The organism is Mucilaginibacter limnophilus, from assembly GCF_004005815.1.
GTDB classification, from domain to species: domain Bacteria; phylum Bacteroidota; class Bacteroidia; order Sphingobacteriales; family Sphingobacteriaceae; genus Mucilaginibacter; species Mucilaginibacter limnophilus.
Window position 1 is genome coordinate 44,385 of sequence record NZ_SACK01000003.1, and the last position, 19,088, is coordinate 63,472.

Below are 19,088 nucleotides of genomic sequence, written 5' to 3' on the forward strand. Positions count from 1 at the left end.
TTATTAAACAGGAACCGCATAAAGTTGTTATGTTGGTGTTACCAATATAATAATTACTATCTATGAGTAGGTTCATTTGTTCTGTATTCGGGCTTTTATTAATAGCATTTGTAGCTTTACAGGGTTGCGAGCAAAAGCGTCGCGCTAAGAATTTTAACAGCAACAGTCAAACACAGGTTGACGATGACAGTTATCGCTTTGTACAAAGCGCTGTACTGGGCAGTCAAACCGAGATTGAGGCATCTATAGCTACAAAAAACTCTTCTAAAAACCCAAAAGTACTGGCATTTGCCGATATGATAATTAAAGACCATAAGGCACTGCTGGATAAACTGCGTGAAGTACAGGATGATAAAATGGTTTCGCATATGGATACCATGAGTACCGAAAGACAACAACAGGTGCTTGCCCTGTCAAAACAACCTGCCGGCTTTGATAAAGCATACGCGCAGATGATGGTAGAAGAGCATGAAAAAGCTGTTCAACTTTTTTCAGAAGCCTCTCACAGCCGTATAAAAAGCGTTTCTGATCTTGCCGAAAAAACTGTACCGAAGCTTAAAGCACACCTCGACTCGGCTAAAGCTTTGCAGGCTTCATTAAAATAATTTAAGCTGTTGCTGCTGTGGCGGGCGCTCTTTACCAAATACAGTGCGGCCGCCATAGCGCCACGAATTTTTCCGCTCTTCTTCAATCACCTTATCAAAATTCGCATTCGGTATAAAGTCCTGTTCGGCACGAACAGCTACAGTATGCAGCCTTTTAATCGCCTCACTTTTCTCACTGTTTCCCAATTTTGATTTATAAACGGCCGTTTGTAAAACGCCGATAGTTTCGTCGTACACTTTTGTTGGTACCGGGAAGGGATGCCCATCTTTGCCGCCATGTGCGAATGAAAACCGGGCAGGATCTTTAAATCTTGATGGCGAACCATGTATAACCTCACTAACCAAAGCCAGCGATTGCAGTGTACGCGGGCCAAGTCCCTGCAATAAAAGCAGCTCTTCAAAATCCTGGGGTTGTTTTTCCTGCGCCAGCCAAAGCACTGTACCCAAACGTTTTAAATCAACATTTTCGGCACGTACATCATGATGCGAGGGCATAATCAGATGCTTTATTTCCTTCAGCATCAGGTCTGGATTCTCTTTGGCAATCTGCATTACACCGTTGCGTGAAGGCTCAGCCTGCTTATCAGCCATATTCAGGATATAGCCTGTATTCGGGCCGTAGATGGATGTATGCGGGTCGTCAACAAACGATTTGAGGCTTTCCGAATGCCAATGATAGCGCCTCGCGGTACGTGTAACATCGCTCATACCTTGCTGTATAACGCACCATTGCCCGGTATTGCTTACTATAAAATTGTGGGTGTATAGCTGAAAGCCGTCCTGTACGGCAGTATTATCAACCTTGGCGCTTAGTTTACTGCATTTAACCAGGTGATTGCCATCCAGTCCGGTAGTGTTGCAAACCTTCAGTAGCTCGGCCGGCGTGTTGGTTGAATGTTTGCCTTTGCCGCCGCAGATATAAATACCCAGTTCTTTACTATGCGGATTGACGGAACGCTTCAACGCGCCCATAACCGATGTGGTAATGCCCGACGAATGCCAGTCCATACCCATAACGGCGCCCATGCTTTGAAACCAGAACGGATCGCTTAGGCGGGTGAGCACTTCATTGGTACCATAATCAGCAACGATATTCTCAACAATTGCCAGCCCGAGTTTAGCCATACGTTCGGCAAGCCATGTTGGTACATAGCCGTAATGCAAAGGAAGATCGGCATTGCCTGAGCGTTTCATGCTAACAAAGTTAGCAATTTATTTATTGTAAATGAATTTTATATTTGTAAGCATCTATATAAAACCTATGAAAAAAATCATCTACATCAGCCTGGCGCATTTGGTACTGTTTGTCGCTTTTGCTTTTAAGCCTGACTTTAGCGCTCCCAAATTTGATTTTACAATGCAGGACACCACGTATAACCTGTTTGAGGCAGGAGCGACACCGCAGCTTGTGTCGGGGCAGTTCATATTTACTGAAGGACCGGCAACTGATAAATATGGTAATGTTTTTTTCACCGATCAGCCGAATAATAAGATATGGAAGTATGATACTGATGGTAAACTTTCGGTATTTATGGATAATGCCGGGCGCAGCAACGGCTTGTATTTTGACAAGAAAGGCAATTTGATAGCTTGTGCCGATGAGCATAACCAGTTATGGTCTATCACGCCTGATGGCAAAGTAAAAGTGTTGGTAAAAGATCTTGACGGCAAACTGTTGAACGGCCCCAACGATGTTTGGATAACGCCTAACGGCGACATGTTCTTTACTGATCCATACTACCAGCGCGACTACTGGACACGTAAATCATCAGCCCTTGACGGAGAGAAATTATATTACCTGGCAAAGAACAGTTCAAAACCGGTGGTAGCCGACGCTCAATTTAAACAGCCGAATGGCATTGTAGGTACTGCCGATGGTAAGTATTTGTATGTAGCCGATATTGGAGATAATAAAACCTACCGCTATAACATTGGCAAAAACGGACAGTTAACCAATAAAACATTGCTTATAACACAGGGGTCGGACGGGATGACCGTTGATAACCTCGGCAATATTTATCTGACAGGAAAAGGTGTAACCATTTACAGCCCGGAAGGGAAGAAGATAACTAACATACCCATTCCTGAGCAATGGACAGGCAATGTTGTTTTCGGGGGGAAGAACAGGGATGTATTATTTATCACCGCTTCAAAAGGCATTTATATTTTAAAGATGAAGGTGAAAGGTGGGGATAAATAATGCTACTGCCAAAATTTTGCAGTGTTGACGGGTGTTGACGGGGTGTTGATTTTTACCTTTTCAGGTGTTGACGGTGTTGACTTCCTGACGTTTGCAGAACTTTCCGCCTACAGTAATAATATTATAAGTTGCTTATAGTAAGGTAAGTAAATTGCTTTTTATAATATACCGGTTTAACCACTGCCAATATTTTGACAGTGTTGACGGGTGTTGACTCTGTTGACGTCAACACCTGCACAAAATTACTTCCTCGACGTTGATGCCCTGACGATCAATTTAGGCTTTACACTGATGGTACGCGGTACTACCGTAGTGTCCTTATTTTCCGATTCCTGGAAGTACAGGTTGGCTATGGTTTTTCCCATGTACTGCGAAAACTGGTCGATTGTGGTGATGGACGGACTGGTGAGTTCGGTAAATGGTTCGTTAGCATATCCCAAAATGCCTAACTCAGTCGGTACCTTAAAGCCCATTGAAGTAGCAACCTCCAACACGCCCAATGCAGAGAAATCAGAAGTAGAAGCGAAGATGGCATCAGGCGGTTCTGGCAGGCTCAGCAGTTTGCGGGTAGCCTCGGCGCCCAGTTCCTTGGTCCAGGCATTCTCGATTATCAGTTCATCTATTACAGGTATTTTATGCTTGTTCAGCGCTTTAAGATAGCCTTCCTTACGTTGCCTGAAGATGTTTAGCGTTTGCGGCCCCTCAAGCAAGGCAATGCGCTTATACCCTTGGTCGATAAGGTGGGTGATGGCCTCAAATGTTGCCTGCTCGTTATCATTGATCACCTTAAGCGTCTCAATCTCGTCAGCCACACGGTCAAACTGTATCAACTGAATGCCATGATCGATTACATTTTGCAGGTGCGAGTAGTCTGTCCCCTCAATTGCAACCGATATCACAATACAATCAACATGCTGGTTAATAAGCGCGTTAATGCACTTTATTTCTTTCTCGTGCGATTCATTCGATTGGCAAATGATGAGATTAAAATTCTTGCTATAAGTAGTTTCCTCAATCCCTGCAATTACATTCGAAAAGAAATTCTGATTGATACGTGGCACCACAACCCCAATAGTTTTCGTCTGCCCCTTACGCAGGTTAGACGCCAGCACATTGCGCTTATAATTGAGTTCGGCAGCGGTTTTAAGTATCAGCTTTTTTGTTTCCTCATTAACATGATTGCTGTTGTTGAGCGCGCGCGATACCGACGATGCTGTGATATTCAGCTTTTCGGCTATATCATATATTGTGGTGCGTTTTTTGGGTTTCATGAAAGGTTAAAGCTACTGAAAAATAATTTAAGCAATCGATTGCAGGTTTGAAAATTAACTCTAAATTCGTTGCAAAATAATAATTATACGTATTCCTAAAAATAAACCTGACGTTTACATATGCTTTTATTAGGTATTGATATCGGCACCTCGTCGGTAAAAGTATGCGTTGTTGATGCTGATACGCAGCAGATAGTTACTTCGGCGCAGTACCCGGACGAAGAATCGCCCATAATTTCTTTACAACCGGGCTGGGCCGAACAATCACCCGCTATGTGGTGGGAGCAAATGCAGCAAGCGCTTAAACGCTGTCATGCCACAGGCACTTACAATCCCAACGATATTGCAGCTATAGGCATTGCCTACCAAATGCATGGTTTGGTTTTGGTAGATAAAGACCAAAACTTACTGCGTAACAGCATCATATGGTGCGACAGCCGCGCCGTTGAAATAGGAGACAAGGCGTTTGATGCCATCGGTCACGACAAATGTTTGTCAACCATGCTGAATTCGCCAGGTAATTTTACGGCCTCGAAACTGGCATGGGTAAAAGCAAATGAGCCGGAAGTTTACGCGAAGATCGATAAGATCATGCTTCCGGGTGATTACATTGCCATGAAGCTGACAGGAGAGATCACCACTTCTGAATCGGCGCTTTCTGAAGGTATATTTTTCGATTTTAAGAATAACAGTATAGCCAAGCAGGTGACAAATTACTACGGTTTCGACGAGTCGCTATTTCCACCCGTACACCCTGTTTTCTCTTCTCATGGCACTGTTCTGCAATCGATGGCAGGGCAACTGGGCATACCTGAAGGCATACCCGTGGCTTATAAAGCAGGCGACCAGCCGAACAATGCTTTGTCACTAAATGTGCTAAATCCCGGAGAAGTTGCCGCAACAGCAGGTACCTCGGGTGTGATATATGGCGTGAGCGACAAGCTGAGGTTCGATCCGCAATCGCGGGTAAATACATTTGCCCATGTTAACTATGCGCATGATTTGCAGCGACTTGGCGTATTGCTTTGCATTAACGGTACGGGGAGCCTTTACCGCTGGACGAAAAATTTGTTTGGTACTACCATTGGCTATCATCAGATGAACGATGAAGCCACGCAGGTTCCGCTTGGCAGTAACGGTTTGCGCATACTGCCTTTTGGTAACGGCGCCGAACGTATGCTTAACAATAAACTGGTAGGTGTGCATCTGCATCATATTGACCTGAATTTGCATACCCGGGCGCATATTTTCCGCGCAGTGCAAGAGGGCATTGCATGTGCTTTTCGTTACGGGCTTGATATTATGCGCGAGAACGGCATGAACCCAACTGTAATCCGTGCCGGAAGGAGCAACCTGTTCCTGAGCCGCCTGTTTACCGAAACCTTTGTAAATGTTACCGGCGTGCCTGTCGAGTTATATAAAAACGATGGTAGCGCCGGGGCAGCATTAGGTGCCGGGATAGGTGCAGGCATCTTTACTTCGCCGGCTGAAGCATTTTCAAACATGCAGCGTATCGACGTAGTTGAGCCATCAGGCAGTGCTATGGAGCCTGTTTACGCCGAGTGGAAGGCACTACTCGACCGTGAGTTATTAATTAATTAAAACACATAATAATCTAATAAACAATAATATGAGTGTAATAACCGGAGACAAGGAATTTTTTAAAGGAATTGGCCAGATCAAATTTGAAGGTCTGGAGTCAGACAATCCCTTAGCGTTCAGATGGTATGATGAGAACAGGGTTGTAGCGGGCAAAACCATGAAAGAACATCTGCGCTTTGCATGTGCTTACTGGCATTCATTCAACGGTACCGGTGCTGATCCGTTTGGAGGGCCGACCCACGTTTTTGCATGGGATGAAAAAGCCGACGCTGTTGAGCGCGCTAAAGACAAGATGGATGCGGCTTTTGAGTTCATTACTAAAATGAACCTGCCTTTTTACTGTTTTCATGATGTTGACGTGGTTGATTACACTGATGATGTGAATGATAACGATCGCAGACTTCAGGGACTTGTTGAATATGCAAAACAAAAACAAGCGGATAGCGGTGTGAAACTACTTTGGGGTACTGCTAACCTGTTTAGCCACAAACGTTACATGAACGGCGCTTCAACAAATCCTGATTTTCACGTACTGGCGCATGCCGGCGCGCAGGTTAAAGGCGCGCTTGACGCTACAATTGCTTTAGGCGGTGAAAACTATGTATTCTGGGGTGGTCGTGAAGGTTATATGACTTTGTTGAACACCGACATGAAACGCGAGCAGGAGCATTTAGCCAAATTTTTACATACAGCAAAAGACTATGCCCGCAAACAAGGCTTTAAAGGCACTTTCTTTATCGAGCCGAAACCATGTGAACCAACCAAGCATCAGTATGACTATGACGCGGCAACCGTATTAGGCTTCCTGCAGAAATATGATCTTTTGAACGACTTTAAACTGAACCTTGAGGTAAACCATGCTACACTGGCTGGGCATACATTCCAGCATGAGCTTCAGGTGGCTGTTGACGCAGGTTTATTAGGTTCGATAGATGCCAACCGTGGTGATTATCAAAACGGCTGGGATACCGACCAGTTTCCGAATGATATTAACGAACTAACCGAGGCAATGCTGATCATTCTTGAAGGCGGCGGCTTCCAGGGAGGTGGTATCAACTTCGACGCGAAGATCCGTCGTAACTCAACAGACCCGGCTGATCTGTTTTACGCGCATATCGGCGGCATGGACACTTTTGCACGTGCGCTTGTAACTGCAGATAACATCCTTCAAAAATCTGATTACAAAAAGATCAGAACTGACCGTTATGCATCTTTCGACAGCGGTGCCGGTGCTGATTTTGAAGCAGGTAAACTATCATTAGAAGATTTAAGGCAATATGCTGCCAATAACGGTGAGCCTGCAACCATAAGCGGCAAACAGGAATATCTTGAAAACCTGATCAACCGTTATATCTAATATTTTTCTTCAGCAGATGATTGATAAATCCTTGTCAGTCATCTGCTTTATACTGATCTGCCTCATACCTTCGTATCAATCAAATGCTGTAAATACTCACGGCTTCCAACCAACATATCTAACCTGAAATGAACAAGTATAAAATTTCTTTATTGCTGTTGCCCGTGCTTTTATTTTTAACATCGGTTTGTTTCGGCCAGACAACCAATGTGGCCGGTTTGCTCGAAAAATATAATGTAAGCTGGGATACGCCCGGGCCAACATCATCACAATCAATGCCTATTGGCAATGGTGATATCGGTTTGAACGTTTGGGTTGAACCTAATGGCGACCTGCTTTTTTACATTGCCAAAACCGATGCATGGGGTGTAGCTGACGTTAACGAGAAAAACAACTGGATACGCGAAGGCGGCGTATTGATGAAACTTGGGAAAGTGCGGGTATCGTTAAGTCCTTCTTCGTTGACCAAAGATGCGGCCTTTAAGCAAATATTAAAACTTCACACAGGTGAAATACTGGTAAAAGAAGGTGATACTGAGCTAAAAGTTTGGGTTGATGCCAATAACCCGGTAATCAGGGTTGAAACAAAAAGCCTTAAACCTGTTTCAGTAAAAGTTACGGTTGATAACTGGCGCTTGGGCAAGGGCGATACCTTACTTGCCAAACAAGCCAACAATATCACATGGTATCACCGCAATCGTAAAAGTGAGTTAACCCCTTTAAATAATATAATTTTTGGCGCTACCGTAAAAGGCAGCGGAATGGTAAATAGAAATGACACAACGCTGCAATCGGCTAAACCATTAACTCAGCAGGTTATATCAATTTATCCGCTTACAACAAAAACAGGTACGGCACAACAATTTTTATCCAAGCTTAACAGCCAAACTGTTGCTGACAAGCAACCTTTGTCCATCGCACAAACCGAGCATCAAAAATGGTGGAGTAATTTCTGGCAGCGCAGCTGGGTATTTATTGGCGGTAACGATGACGCTGAAAAAACCACGCAGGGCTATATTTTACAACGTTTTGTTACGGCTTGTGCGGGAAGAGGGGCTTACCCGATAAAGTTCAACGGGTCGATATTTGTGGTTGATAATCCGCAATATCAACCGAACAGAAATGAGCCTGCCCGGGCTATTGATGCTGACTACCGTGAATGGGGCGGACAGTACTGGTTCCAAAATACCCGTGCAATGTACTGGCCACGGCTATCGGCAGGTGATTTTGACGAGATGTTGCCGCTATTTAAAATGTATGCCAGCATCCTTCCCGGAAACAAAGAACTGGTTAGAAAATATTACAACCACGGCGGCGCCTACTTTGCCGAAACAGCGCCATTTTGGGGTGGGTTGCTTTACATGGGCCCCGAAGTGCCTGAAAACTGGACAGGGCATTATTTTACACCTATACTGGAATTAAGCATGATGATGCTTGATTATTACGAACATACCCAGGATAAAAAATTTGCCAGGGAAATATTGCTACCCGTTGCTTCGGCAGGCTTACAGTTTTTTGATGAGCATTTTAAACGTGATGAGCAGGGCAAGCTACTGCTTGATCCGGATAACTCAATTGAAATGTTCTGGAAGGCGCATAACCCTGCACCTGACATTGCAGGTTTAAGGGCTGTTACGTCCCGCATGATAAGCCTGACTGGAGATGTAGCCGACGAGGCATCAATTTCAAGATGGAAAAGGCTATACAGCGAGTTGCCACCTTTGCCTGTAGGTGTTAAGAATGATAAGCAAATATTGCTTCCTTACACCGGCCCGCAAACTGTAAAGGGGCATAACTTTGAAAATCCTGAGTTGTATGCCATTTATCCGTTCCGTATATACGGCTTAGGAAAATCTGACCTGCAACTTGCAAAAAATTCGTTTGACGTACGTCAGTTTAAAGACAAAGGCTGCTGGCACCAGGATCCGATTCAGGCTGCAATGATAGGCTATGCTGATGTGGCTAAGGACTATGTGACTTTTGCGCTAACACGGAAGCAACCCAACTTGAAATTTCCTGCTTTTTGGGCAACCGGGCATGATTATGCACCTGATGAAGACAATGGTGGTAATGGCGAGCATGGCTTACAGCAAATGCTGATGCAAACCGATGGCAAAAAGATCATGCTGTTACCTGCCTGGCCAAAAGGTTGGGATGCCGAATTTAAACTGAACGCGCCGTACAAAACTACAGTTCAGGGAAAAGTAAAAGACGGTAAGCTGATTGACTTGGTTGTAAGTCCGGCGTCACGCAAGGCAGATGTGATTGATATGTCGGTTCAGCAATAATTATTAATATAGCGTCAGTTTGTGCAGATATAATCTTTGCGCAAACTGAGGCAATTTAGTTTAAAAAGATCTCATCAACCAATAGTACAAACTGTGTTTTGGCCCTTAGCTTTAAAAATTGCACTTTTTGAGGTTTGAAGCCCACAAATGAATCTGTATAAACTGATACTCCCGGTACTTTTGGCACAGCAGGTTTAACCGTACCTAATAATTTCAAATTACCCTCATTTGGCCCGCACCAAACATCTATCTGCGCAGGCGGTAATAGTAAAAACAGCGGTAGCGAAACGTTTTGCACCATTACCGATGATAAGTTTACAGGCTTATCAAAGTGCATAAACACCTCCATATCCTTCTTTTCAAAACCTAACCAGCGATTGTTAAGGTTTACCAGATCGGCAAGTTCATTGTCAATCAAAGTTTGTGCACCGTTAGCGGCATACCGTTCAACGGGTTGGTTAGTAAGATAAATGGTATCGGGCGTATAAGCACTTTTATAAAATTTAAATTCAACTATGTCGCTGCTTATCCAGCCCTTTTTAAAAGCCTTAGCCCGTACAGTTGTATGTTTGTTCAGCAAGATATTCTTGTTAAATGCTGGCGACTTTAAGCTGTCGGGATCATTTCCATCCAATGTATATCGTATCTCAACACCACGAATAGGATGTTTCAGTTTTAACGCCGTTGTTTGTTTAAATATTTGTTGCGCATTATTAAGTTGTGGTGGATTTAGCTTCATTGCCTTGCCGTCATCCTTATAACCGCTTATAATTTGAATATTTTTGTTTGCATCCTGTAGTTTCTCAATATCTTTGGCAGCAATGCCGGTATTCCAAAGTGTAAGTGTTTTAAGTGCTTTAAATCCTTTTATTTGCTGAAGATTTTGTAATGTGACCTTAGACCCCGATAACGACAATGTCCGCAAATTTTTTAATCCGGCAATTTTGCTTAGCCCGCTGCCATTAACATCGGTGAAATTCAGGTTAAGTGCTGTAAGGTTTTCAAACGATGTGATGTATTTCAGATCATCATCTTTAACAGGCATCATGTTCAGGTCAAGTGATACAATTTGCTTTTTTATCTCGCCAAGTTCATCCAGTTGTTTGGCTTTATAATTAGCACGATTATACAGGTTAACCGCCAATGCAGGTGAGCCCTTGGCCAGTGGCGTTACCGTACGGTAATCATTGTTCAAATTCTTTATTGTTGCCTCTGATGCCGCCTCGAAAGCATAAGCCGGAGTTGCTGCAATTGCCGGCTTTATAAATAAAGAAGCAAGCTTACGCAAAGAATCATTTGCCGGAAGATCGACTACCTTGCGTTTAAAATCTGCACCGTTCTTCACCCATAGTTGCAATAAAAGCGCTTCTTCATCTGTTAACTGCGGTTTGCCTGTTGGGGGCATGTGTTTTTTATCTTCAGCAGGTAAATGTATGCGCTGAATCAGCAGGCTCAACTCTGGTTTGCCGGGGATAATAAGCTTGCCTGTTTTGCCGCCCTTTAGTATCGATGCTTCATCAGTAAGCATCAATTGGCCTTTTAGTTTTTCGGGATTGTGGCAACTGTTACATTTAGCTTCAAGAATTGGTTTTACAACATGCTCATAAACCTGCGCCTGCTCTAAAGATACTTGCGGCATAGTTTTTTGCGGAAGTATCGGACCTAATACAAAGCTCTCGCCATGCGTAAGCGTAGCGCCGAAATGCCCTGCAAGTACCAGGCATAGTATGGTAACCACCGCGCCACCTTTAGCCAGCGGTGCATTGTACCACGTAAAATTTCGGCACCAGTAAATAACCGAAGCAACCAAAACTATACTGACGCCTGTCCACTTATGCCACTGCAGTATACTGCCTTCGTAACCTTCTTCCTTAGAAAGGAACAACCCCATGATGACTGTAACTGCAGCTGAAATAAGGCCGATAAGCAGCAGGTTTGAAGTAAAACGTTGATAAAACAGCTCGGCCTGATATTTATCCTTAAACCGGAAGAACTCCAACACCATTGCTAATATCAGTATGGCGATAGGGAAGTGCAGTATCATTGGGTGCATACGGCCTACAGGAATAAGCCAATGCGGTATTACAATTTTACTTTCGAACAGTAAAAAGAATACAATCAGGATATTAAGGACAAATAATAAGTTCTCTGCAAAACCTTTAAGGTTGCTCTTCATAGTTTAACGGAAGGAGTGGAGGTTGCTAATTATACGCGGTTAAATTTATAAGGATAAACCTTGCCCGAAGCCCATTGTGATACATATAGGTTCTCGTCGTCATCAACGCATACATCATGCGGATGAATGAATATCTTTTCAGCCTGGGCCATTTCCTTTAAAACACCGTCTTTATAAACAGGCTCGGTTCCACCGATATTGGATACCACCTTGTTGTTTTTATCCAGAATAGTAACAAAACCGGTACCAACCTGCTTCAAATCGTGCGACATCAGTACGGCCGCATACAGATGCTTTCCTTTAATCACCGGGCGGCAAACACAGGCACCAGGCAGTTTGATCACTTCTAATAATTTACCATCCATACTGAAACGCTTGAAACTATTGCGTGTACGGTCGGTAATCAGCAGGGTAGGTGTACTCTTTCTCCTGTCGATAACAATACCATGCGCGTTATCAAAATGTTCATCGCCCCCGCCGCGCCCGCCGAAGTAGTTTTTTAGTTTGCCGTCACTGCCGTAATGCAGAATGTATTGTGAACCGTACCCATCGGCCACAAAAAAATCCCCGTTTGTTGTATCGAAAGCAACTTCGGTAGGCGTAAACTCTTCTTTAGTTTTGTAGATACCCGGTTCCATCGGCGCGCTGATGCTAAGCAATGTTTTGCCACTAATGGTAGTTTTATACACCTCGTGCTTTGCATAGTCGGTGATAAACAGCGATTCGGTGCCGTTTTCATCAGCCAGTGTTAAGCCGTGTGCTCCCGGGAAATCATGTCCCCACGATTCAAGTAGTTTACCCGACTTGTTGTAAATCAGTACATTATTTTTAGTTTCGTTGGTAGTAAGCAAAATACGTCCCTTACTGTCCTGCACCATTTCATGGCAGTCGTTAACCGGGTTTACATCGCGGTTTAACACGCCCCAATCCTTATCCATCGTGTACTGCATGCCATTGTGGCCATACACAGTGCCTTTCGGTCTGGCAAGCATATCTTTCATGATAAAAAAGCTTGCCGCGGTTACAGCAGTGTTCCGTATAAATGTTCTTCGTTCCATAATCAGGTATAATTGGTTTAAGCTATTAAGTCGCGCACTACTTTGCCCGAAACATCAGTAAGCCTGTAGCGGCGGCCAAGGTGTTTGTAAATAAGCTTTTCATGATCGAGGCCTAACTGGTTTAAAACAGTTGCCTGAAAATCATGTACATGCACAGGATTACTTACTATGTTATAACCGAAATCATCAGTTTCGCCGTAAACAATGCCCGGTTTTATACCACCGCCGGCCATCCATATACTGAAGCAGCGCGGGTGGTGGTCGCGACCGTAATTATCCTTTTCAAGTTTGCCCTGGCTATAGTTTGTCCTGCCGAATTCTCCACCCCAAATTACCAGAGTTTCATCAAGCAATCCGCGCTGTTTTAAATCGGTAACCAGCGCTGCCGACGCCTGGTCTGTATCCTTTGCCTGTGTTGCCATTTCTGGTGGTAAACGGCCATGCTGATCCCAGCCCTGATGGTAAAGTTGTACAAAGCGCACTCCATTTTCAGATAGTTTTCGTGCCAGCAAACAGTTTGCTGCATAGGTACCTGGTACTAAACAATCAGGGCCATACATCTTTACTATATCATCAGGCTCTTTTGAAAGGTCGGTCACTTCGGGCACCGCCGTTTGCATACGGTAGGCCATTTCGTATTGTTGTATTTTGGCGCTTATTTCAGGATCGCCAAATTCTTCATACGACATATGGTTTAACTTCGATACTTCATCAAGCATCTTGCGCCTGTCGTGACGGTTCAAGCCTGAAGGATCACTCAGATACAATACAGGGTCTTCACCTTTACTGAATTGTACCCCCTGATGTATCGAATCGAGAAAGCCATTAGTCCATAACTTAGAATACACGCCCTGGCCGTTACCCTTACCCTTTGAAAGCAGTACTGTAAAAGCCGGCAGATTTTTGTTTTCGCTGCCTAAACCATAGCTTACCCATGCACCCATACTCGGGCGATTACCCTGTTGGGCACCAGTTTGGAAAAAGGTAAGGGCAGGGTCGTGATTTATGGCCTCTGTGTACATCGAGCGAACTATGCACAGATCATCAACAATCTTAGCCGTATAAGGAAATAAGTCGCTTATCCAGGCACGAGATTCGCCGTATTGTTTAAAGTCGTAATAACTGCCAACCAGCGGAAATGACGACTGCCCCGCTGTCATACCGGTGAGCTTTTGCCCTTGCCTTACCGAAGCAGGCAGTTCCTGTCCCCACATATCCCGAAGCTTTGGCTTGTAGTCAAATGATTCCAGTTGCGATGGCGCACCATTTTGAAAGAGATAAATCACCCGTTTCGCTTTCGGTGCAAACATGGGTAGGCCGGGAATAAAATCGGCAACGTCGTCCGACTGGCTGCCTTTAAAAATATCGGGAATAAGCAGCGAGCCTAAAGCAATACTGCCAATGCCTAAACTCAGGCTTGATAAGAAACGCCGCCTGTTGTAGGTGAGGCCATGCTCAATGATTTCCTTTTCCATATCAGGTTTTAGTTATGGTTTCTTCCAGATTATATATCACGTTAACTGCCTGCATCATCGCCGCAAGTTGTGCTATATTTAGTTTTTCCGGCACAGGGTATTCGCCAACCGAAAGCAACTCTTTGCATTTAGCTTCATTACGCTTTAAAGCCTGTAATTGGGCAGCATAATAATCTGTAAGTACTTTTAACTCCTTATCGTTTGGCGTACGGCATACCACCATCCTGAAGGCTTTCACAAGTTTATCACGGGTTTGCGTTTTCTCTTGCAATACCTTAGCTGCCAATACACGCGAAGCCTCAAGTACAGCCGGATCATTCATCATGATTAATGCCTGAAGAGGAGTATTGGTGGTTGAGCGTTTCACTTCACACTGATCGCGGTTACTGGCATCAAAAATACCCATGCCGGGTGGTGGCACTGTACGTTTTATCAGCGTGTACATGCCTCTTCGATATAGTTTCGGTCCATGGTCCTGCACGTAATCAGTAAGTAATCCACGCCCGGAAGTTGCGGCTTCCCACAAGCCCGGCGGCTGGTATGGTTTTACGCTTGGCCCGCCAATAGTTTTTACCAGTAAGCCGCTGCTGGCCAGCACCATGTCCCTAACAAATTCAGCCTGTATGCGGAAACGTGGCCCGCGAGCCAGATAGACGTTATCAGGGTCTTTTGCCAGTTTTTCTTTAGTAACTACAGCCGATTGTCTGTAAGTCGCCGAAGTCACAATTTGCTTAACCAACCGCTTTATATTCCAGCCATGTTCACGAAAATCAACAGCCAGCCAGTCGAGCAATTGCGGATTACTTGGCAATTCACCCTGCATGCCAAAATCACCGGATGTTTTTACGATGCCTTTGCCGAAAATCTCCTGCCAAAGCTGGTTTACAAATACACGCGCTGTTAACGGATTATTCTTGTCAAACAGCCACATGCTTAAGCCCAGCCTGTTTTTAGGAAGCTTTTTATTAAAAGGCATTATAGACGCAGGCGTACCTGCGGTGACCTGCTCGCCATGCTGATCATAAACGCCGCGGTTAAGTACGTAGGTTTTTCGTACCGAATCAGGGTTATCGCCCATCACAGAAACAATGAGTTTTGAAGTATCAGGCTTGTTGATGAAGGTAAGCACATTTTTCACCTCTTCGTTGCTTATCTGCATCAAGGGCTTTTTAGCGAACGTTTCAGGACCGCCTACTACCGACTCCATACCCACTTCTTTTACATTATTAAAGAAAGAGAAAAGGCTGTAATATTCTTTCTGTGAAAACGGATCGTACTTGTGATCGTGGCAATGTGCGCATTCTATAGTAACGCCAAGCAGCGCCTTGCCAAAAGTATTGGTGCGGTCGGTTACGTATTCTACACGGTATTCTTCATCAATTACCCCGCCTTCTTCAGTTATTTTATGGTTACGATTGAACCCTGTTGCAAGCAACTGTTCGCGCGTGGCGTTTGGCATCAAATCGCCTGCCAGTTGCCAGGTAATAAATTTATCGTACGACAGGTTAGTATTAAAAGCATGAATTACCCAATCGCGCCATGGCCATTGTGTGCGGTAGTTGTCATCCTGGTAACCGTGCGAATCAGCATAACGCGCAACGTCCAGCCAATGGAGAGACATCTTTTCGCCATAAGCCTTACTGCCAAGCAGTTTATCTACAACCTTTTCATAAGCGTTAGCGCTGTTATCTGTCAAAAAGCTGTTTTGTAGTTCTAAAGAGGGTGGAAGGCCTGTTAAATCAAGGGATACTCTTTTTAAAAGCCTTTCCTTATCAGCCTCCGGGTTCGGTTCAAGTCCTTTTTTCTCCTGCAAGTTGAGTACAAAGTAATCGATCTCGTTACGTGGCCACTCTGTGTTATCTATTTCCGGCAACTTTGCTTTTTTAGGCGGAGTAAAAGCCCAGTGCTTTTCGTATTTCGCCCCTTGCTTTATCCATTTTTCTATTACAGCGATTTCATGGTCAGAAAGCCTTTTCAGGTTTGATGCCGGAGGAGGCATCAGTTGGGTAGAATCGTTGGTGCTGATGCGCAAATAAACTTCAGATAATTTAGGATCACCCGGTACCAAGGCATGTGCTTGTGGGTTATCTTTTAGTGCTTTATAAGCTTCTTCGGCAATATCAAGCCGAAGACCGGCCTCCCGTTTGTTAGCGTCGGGGCCATGGCATGCAAAACACCTGTCCGACAGAATTGGCCGAACGTCAAAGTTATAGCTCACCTCATCAGGTATCTCAGCTTCACCGTTTTTATCGCCTTCTAACCAACTGCACGAATAAATAAGTGCAGCAATAGCTATGAATAAGCCTATAATATAATACAGCCGCTTTTGCATAGATTCACAATTAATTCGGAAAAAACGTAAACTAATTGGTTGTAATTTGTAACTGGTTGAAGCAACACACTTTGTATTGCTGTATGAACAAATTAACAAATTTTTCTGTTATGCAAGAAATTATTTAGCGACAATTGTATATACAAGTTAATATAACCCAGTATCGGGCTAAGGTAGGCTATATACAATGTAAGTTTGTTGTTACCTGTCTAATTCACCCAGCACAAAATCAATAGAGCCGATGATCGCAATTAAGTCGGCTATCATGATGCCTTTAGAAATTTCAGATACAACAGATAGGTTATTAAAGCTTGGCCCGCGTGCTTTGCAACGAAAAGGTACTTCCGATTTGCCATCGGTAATAAAGTAGAAACCCAGTTCACCTTTCGAGCCTTCGCCCCGCATATAGTAGTCCTGCGCTTTTGGGGTAAGCTTGCGCGGCATTTTAGCACGAGGATCGAAATCAGGAGTGCGCTTTAATTCTTTCTGTAAACGATCAAGGCATTGCTCAATTATTTTAAGCGATTCGCCTATTTCATCAACGCGTACTTTGTGGCGGTCCCAGCAATCACCAACCGTTCCTACAGCTCCGGTTCCGCATGGAATATCAAAGTCAAGTTCAGGATAAACAGAATAACCATCAATACGGCGCAGATCCCATTTAATACCCGAACCACGAAGCATCGGGCCCGAGCAGCCATAATTTATGGCTACATCCAGCGGAAGTACGCCAACATTAGCTGTACGCGATATAAATATCTGGTTTGATGTTAACAGCTCATTAAGTTCCGTCATCTTCGGTTTAAAATACTCCACAAACTCACGGCAGCGCTCTTCAAAACCTACCGGCAGATCGTAAAATAAACCACCTATCCAGATGTAATTATATAGCATCCGTGAGCCTGATGCCCATTCCAGCATACCCATGATATGTTCCCTGTCGCGGAAGCACCACAGGAAAGGAGTGAAGGCGCCTATATCAATACCATAAGTACCAATAGATATCAAGTGTGATGCGATACGGTTTAGTTCACAAACCAGCACACGAATATATTCAACACGCTTGGGGATTTCCTTATCAATACCCATCATCCGCTCAACACCCATTACCCATACATGGCTATTGTTCATCGACGACAGGTAATCCATCCTGTCGGTAAAAGGAATGGTTTGCTGATAGGTAAGCGACTCAGCATGTTTTTCAAAACAGCGGTGCAAATACCCGGCATGCGGAATAACCTCTTTTATTATTTCGCCGTCGGTTATCAACTCCAAACGCAACACACCATGGGTAGAAGGATGCTGCGGCCCCATGTTCAGCACCATATCCTCGGTAGCCGCATGAGCAATCTTTTGGTTATAGCGATGTAGCGCTTCTTCGTATTTTGTATTTTGAACAGTCACTTTTACTTTGATATGCTATCTAACCGTCATTATAAGGAACGATGCAATCTTTACATATGCAATTCCGAATACATAGTTCAGAGATTGCTTTGCTCCTCGCAATGACGCGTGGTTAATCAACCTTTATTCCCTTATAATATTCAGCCGCTTTATAATCTTTCCTTAAGGGATAACCTTCCCAGTCGTCCGGTAGCAAAATACGTCTTAGGTCAGGGTGACCGGTGAAGAAAATGCCTACCAGGTCATACGCTTCACGTTCGTGCCAGTCGGCAGTGCGGTAAACTGATGATACGCTTGGAAACTCGGGTAACTCTTCAGTCGAGCGGTCATGAGCAACGCTTACCTTTAATGTTAGCTGAAGCCGGTAAGGCATTGACGTAAAATGATATACTACACCAAACCTACCTGCATCCAAACCATAATCTACACCGCTTAAACAATTTAAAAAGTCAAAATAGGTTTGCGGATTATCGCGCAGTTCACGGCAAACATCAACAATGCGTTCGGGTAAGATATGTAACGCGGGCTGAAGTCCGTTAAGTTCTTCGCCAACTATTACTTCTTCACCAAACTTGTTGATGAGCAGCTGTTTTATATCGGTAAATGTCATGGCGCTAAGCGTACTTTTTTCCAGTTCTTTTTATCAACCTTTTTATAAACTATTCGGTCGTGCAGGCGGCTTGGACGTCCCTGCCAAAATTCAACCACCTGCGGCTTCAATATATAACCGCCCCAATGCGATGGCTTAGGCACTTCCTTGCCTTCGTACTCAGCTTCCAGTTGGGCCCATTTACTTTCAAGGGCTTCACGTCCGGCAATTTCCTGACTTTGCGGTGATGCTACAGCACCTACCTGGCTGCCTTTGGGTCGTGAATGAAAATATTTTTCAGATACTTCTTTGCTCACCTTTTCAATGGTACCTTCAATACGCACTTGTCTTTCCAATTCGCCCCAAAAAAACACCAGCGCGCCTAATGGATTTTTACCCAATTCACGTCCCTTACGGCTTAAGTAATTAGTAAAAAATGTAAAGCCATCATTATCAAAACCTTTTAATAGAACAATACGTGCTGAAGGGCGACCGTCATGCGTGGCCGTGGCAAGCGTCATGGCGTTCGGTTCATGTATGCGTGCTTCGAGCGCCTCATGAAACCATAGTTCAAATTGTTTAACCGGATTATCCTGCGTAGTATTTTCAGCCAAACTGGCCGAACTGTACTCCTGCCGAAGGTTTTGTAATTGCTCTTTATCCATTACTGCAAACTTACAAATTAATTAATCCGTAAATATTAGTATTGTAATTTAGACGTCAGAACATAT

Annotated in this window: 14 protein-coding genes; 5 read left to right on the forward strand and 9 right to left on the reverse strand. The window is 44.2% G+C overall.

Annotated elements, in window-relative coordinates:
* Positions 1-62 precede the first annotated feature (62 nt).
* Positions 63-605 (forward strand): DUF4142 domain-containing protein, encoded by a 543-nt coding sequence (locus tag EOD41_RS09255; RefSeq protein WP_127704533.1) that lies wholly within the window; start codon positions 63-65, stop codon positions 603-605.
* Here EOD41_RS09255 and EOD41_RS09260 read toward each other — a convergent pair.
* A complete protein-coding gene (locus tag EOD41_RS09260) occupies positions 597-1,799 on the reverse strand; it encodes a DUF763 domain-containing protein (RefSeq protein ID WP_127704534.1) in 1,203 nt (400 codons plus the stop codon). The genes EOD41_RS09255 and EOD41_RS09260 overlap by 9 nt on opposite strands.
* 67 nt (positions 1,800-1,866) lie before the next feature.
* Between EOD41_RS09260 and EOD41_RS09265 the strand changes: the two genes are divergently transcribed.
* A complete protein-coding gene (locus EOD41_RS09265; RefSeq protein WP_240663306.1) occupies positions 1,867-2,805 on the forward strand; it encodes an SMP-30/gluconolactonase/LRE family protein in 939 nt (312 codons plus the stop codon).
* Positions 2,806-3,047: 242 nt separating this feature from the next.
* Here the strand turns inward: EOD41_RS09265 and EOD41_RS09270 are convergent, their stop codons facing one another.
* A complete protein-coding gene (locus EOD41_RS09270; protein WP_127704535.1) occupies positions 3,048-4,076 on the reverse strand; it encodes a LacI family DNA-binding transcriptional regulator in 1,029 nt (342 codons plus the stop codon).
* Positions 4,077-4,196: 120 nt separating this feature from the next.
* Between EOD41_RS09270 and EOD41_RS09275 the strand changes: the two genes are divergently transcribed.
* From EOD41_RS09275 to EOD41_RS09285, 3 genes are all read left to right on the forward strand, one after another.
* Positions 4,197-5,678, forward strand: coding sequence for a xylulokinase (locus EOD41_RS09275; RefSeq protein WP_127704536.1), 1,482 nt, complete (start codon positions 4,197-4,199; stop codon positions 5,676-5,678).
* A 28-nt stretch (positions 5,679-5,706) separates the two neighbouring features.
* A complete protein-coding gene (xylA, locus tag EOD41_RS09280; protein WP_127704537.1) occupies positions 5,707-7,035 on the forward strand; it encodes a xylose isomerase in 1,329 nt (442 codons plus the stop codon).
* 128 nt (positions 7,036-7,163) lie between these two features.
* Entirely contained in the window at positions 7,164-9,323 is a 2,160-nt protein-coding gene (locus EOD41_RS09285; RefSeq protein ID WP_127704538.1) for a DUF5703 domain-containing protein, read from the forward strand.
* Positions 9,324-9,378: 55 nt separating this feature from the next.
* Here EOD41_RS09285 and EOD41_RS09290 read toward each other — a convergent pair whose 3' ends face one another.
* From EOD41_RS09290 to pdxH, 7 genes are all read right to left on the reverse strand, one after another.
* On the reverse strand, positions 9,379-11,499 hold the full coding sequence (locus EOD41_RS09290; protein ID WP_127704539.1) for a DUF2231 domain-containing protein: 2,121 nt from the start codon (positions 11,497-11,499) through the stop codon (positions 9,379-9,381).
* Between the two features lie 29 nt (positions 11,500-11,528).
* On the reverse strand, positions 11,529-12,557 hold the full coding sequence (locus tag EOD41_RS09295) for an NHL repeat-containing protein (protein WP_127704540.1): 1,029 nt from the start codon (positions 12,555-12,557) through the stop codon (positions 11,529-11,531).
* 17 nt (positions 12,558-12,574) lie between these two features.
* Positions 12,575-14,032 carry a DUF1501 domain-containing protein gene (locus tag EOD41_RS09300; protein WP_127704541.1) on the reverse strand — a complete coding sequence of 486 codons (1,458 nt, stop codon included), beginning with the start codon at positions 14,030-14,032 and terminating at the stop codon, positions 12,575-12,577.
* A 1-nt stretch (position 14,033) separates the two neighbouring features.
* Positions 14,034-16,364 (reverse strand): DUF1553 domain-containing protein, encoded by a 2,331-nt coding sequence (locus EOD41_RS09305; RefSeq protein ID WP_127704542.1) that lies wholly within the window; start codon positions 16,362-16,364, stop codon positions 14,034-14,036.
* A 201-nt stretch (positions 16,365-16,565) separates the two neighbouring features.
* Entirely contained in the window at positions 16,566-17,690 is a 1,125-nt protein-coding gene (locus tag EOD41_RS09310; RefSeq protein ID WP_240663343.1) for an NADH-quinone oxidoreductase subunit D, read from the reverse strand.
* Positions 17,691-17,880: 190 nt separating this feature from the next.
* Positions 17,881-18,378, reverse strand: a complete 498-nt coding sequence (locus EOD41_RS09315; RefSeq protein WP_127704544.1) for an NADH-quinone oxidoreductase subunit C — start codon at positions 18,376-18,378, stop codon at positions 17,881-17,883.
* Entirely contained in the window at positions 18,375-19,022 is a 648-nt protein-coding gene (pdxH, locus tag EOD41_RS09320; RefSeq protein WP_127704545.1) for a pyridoxamine 5'-phosphate oxidase, read from the reverse strand. The genes EOD41_RS09315 and pdxH overlap by 4 nt, the downstream gene beginning before the upstream one ends.
* Positions 19,023-19,088 lie beyond the last annotated feature (66 nt).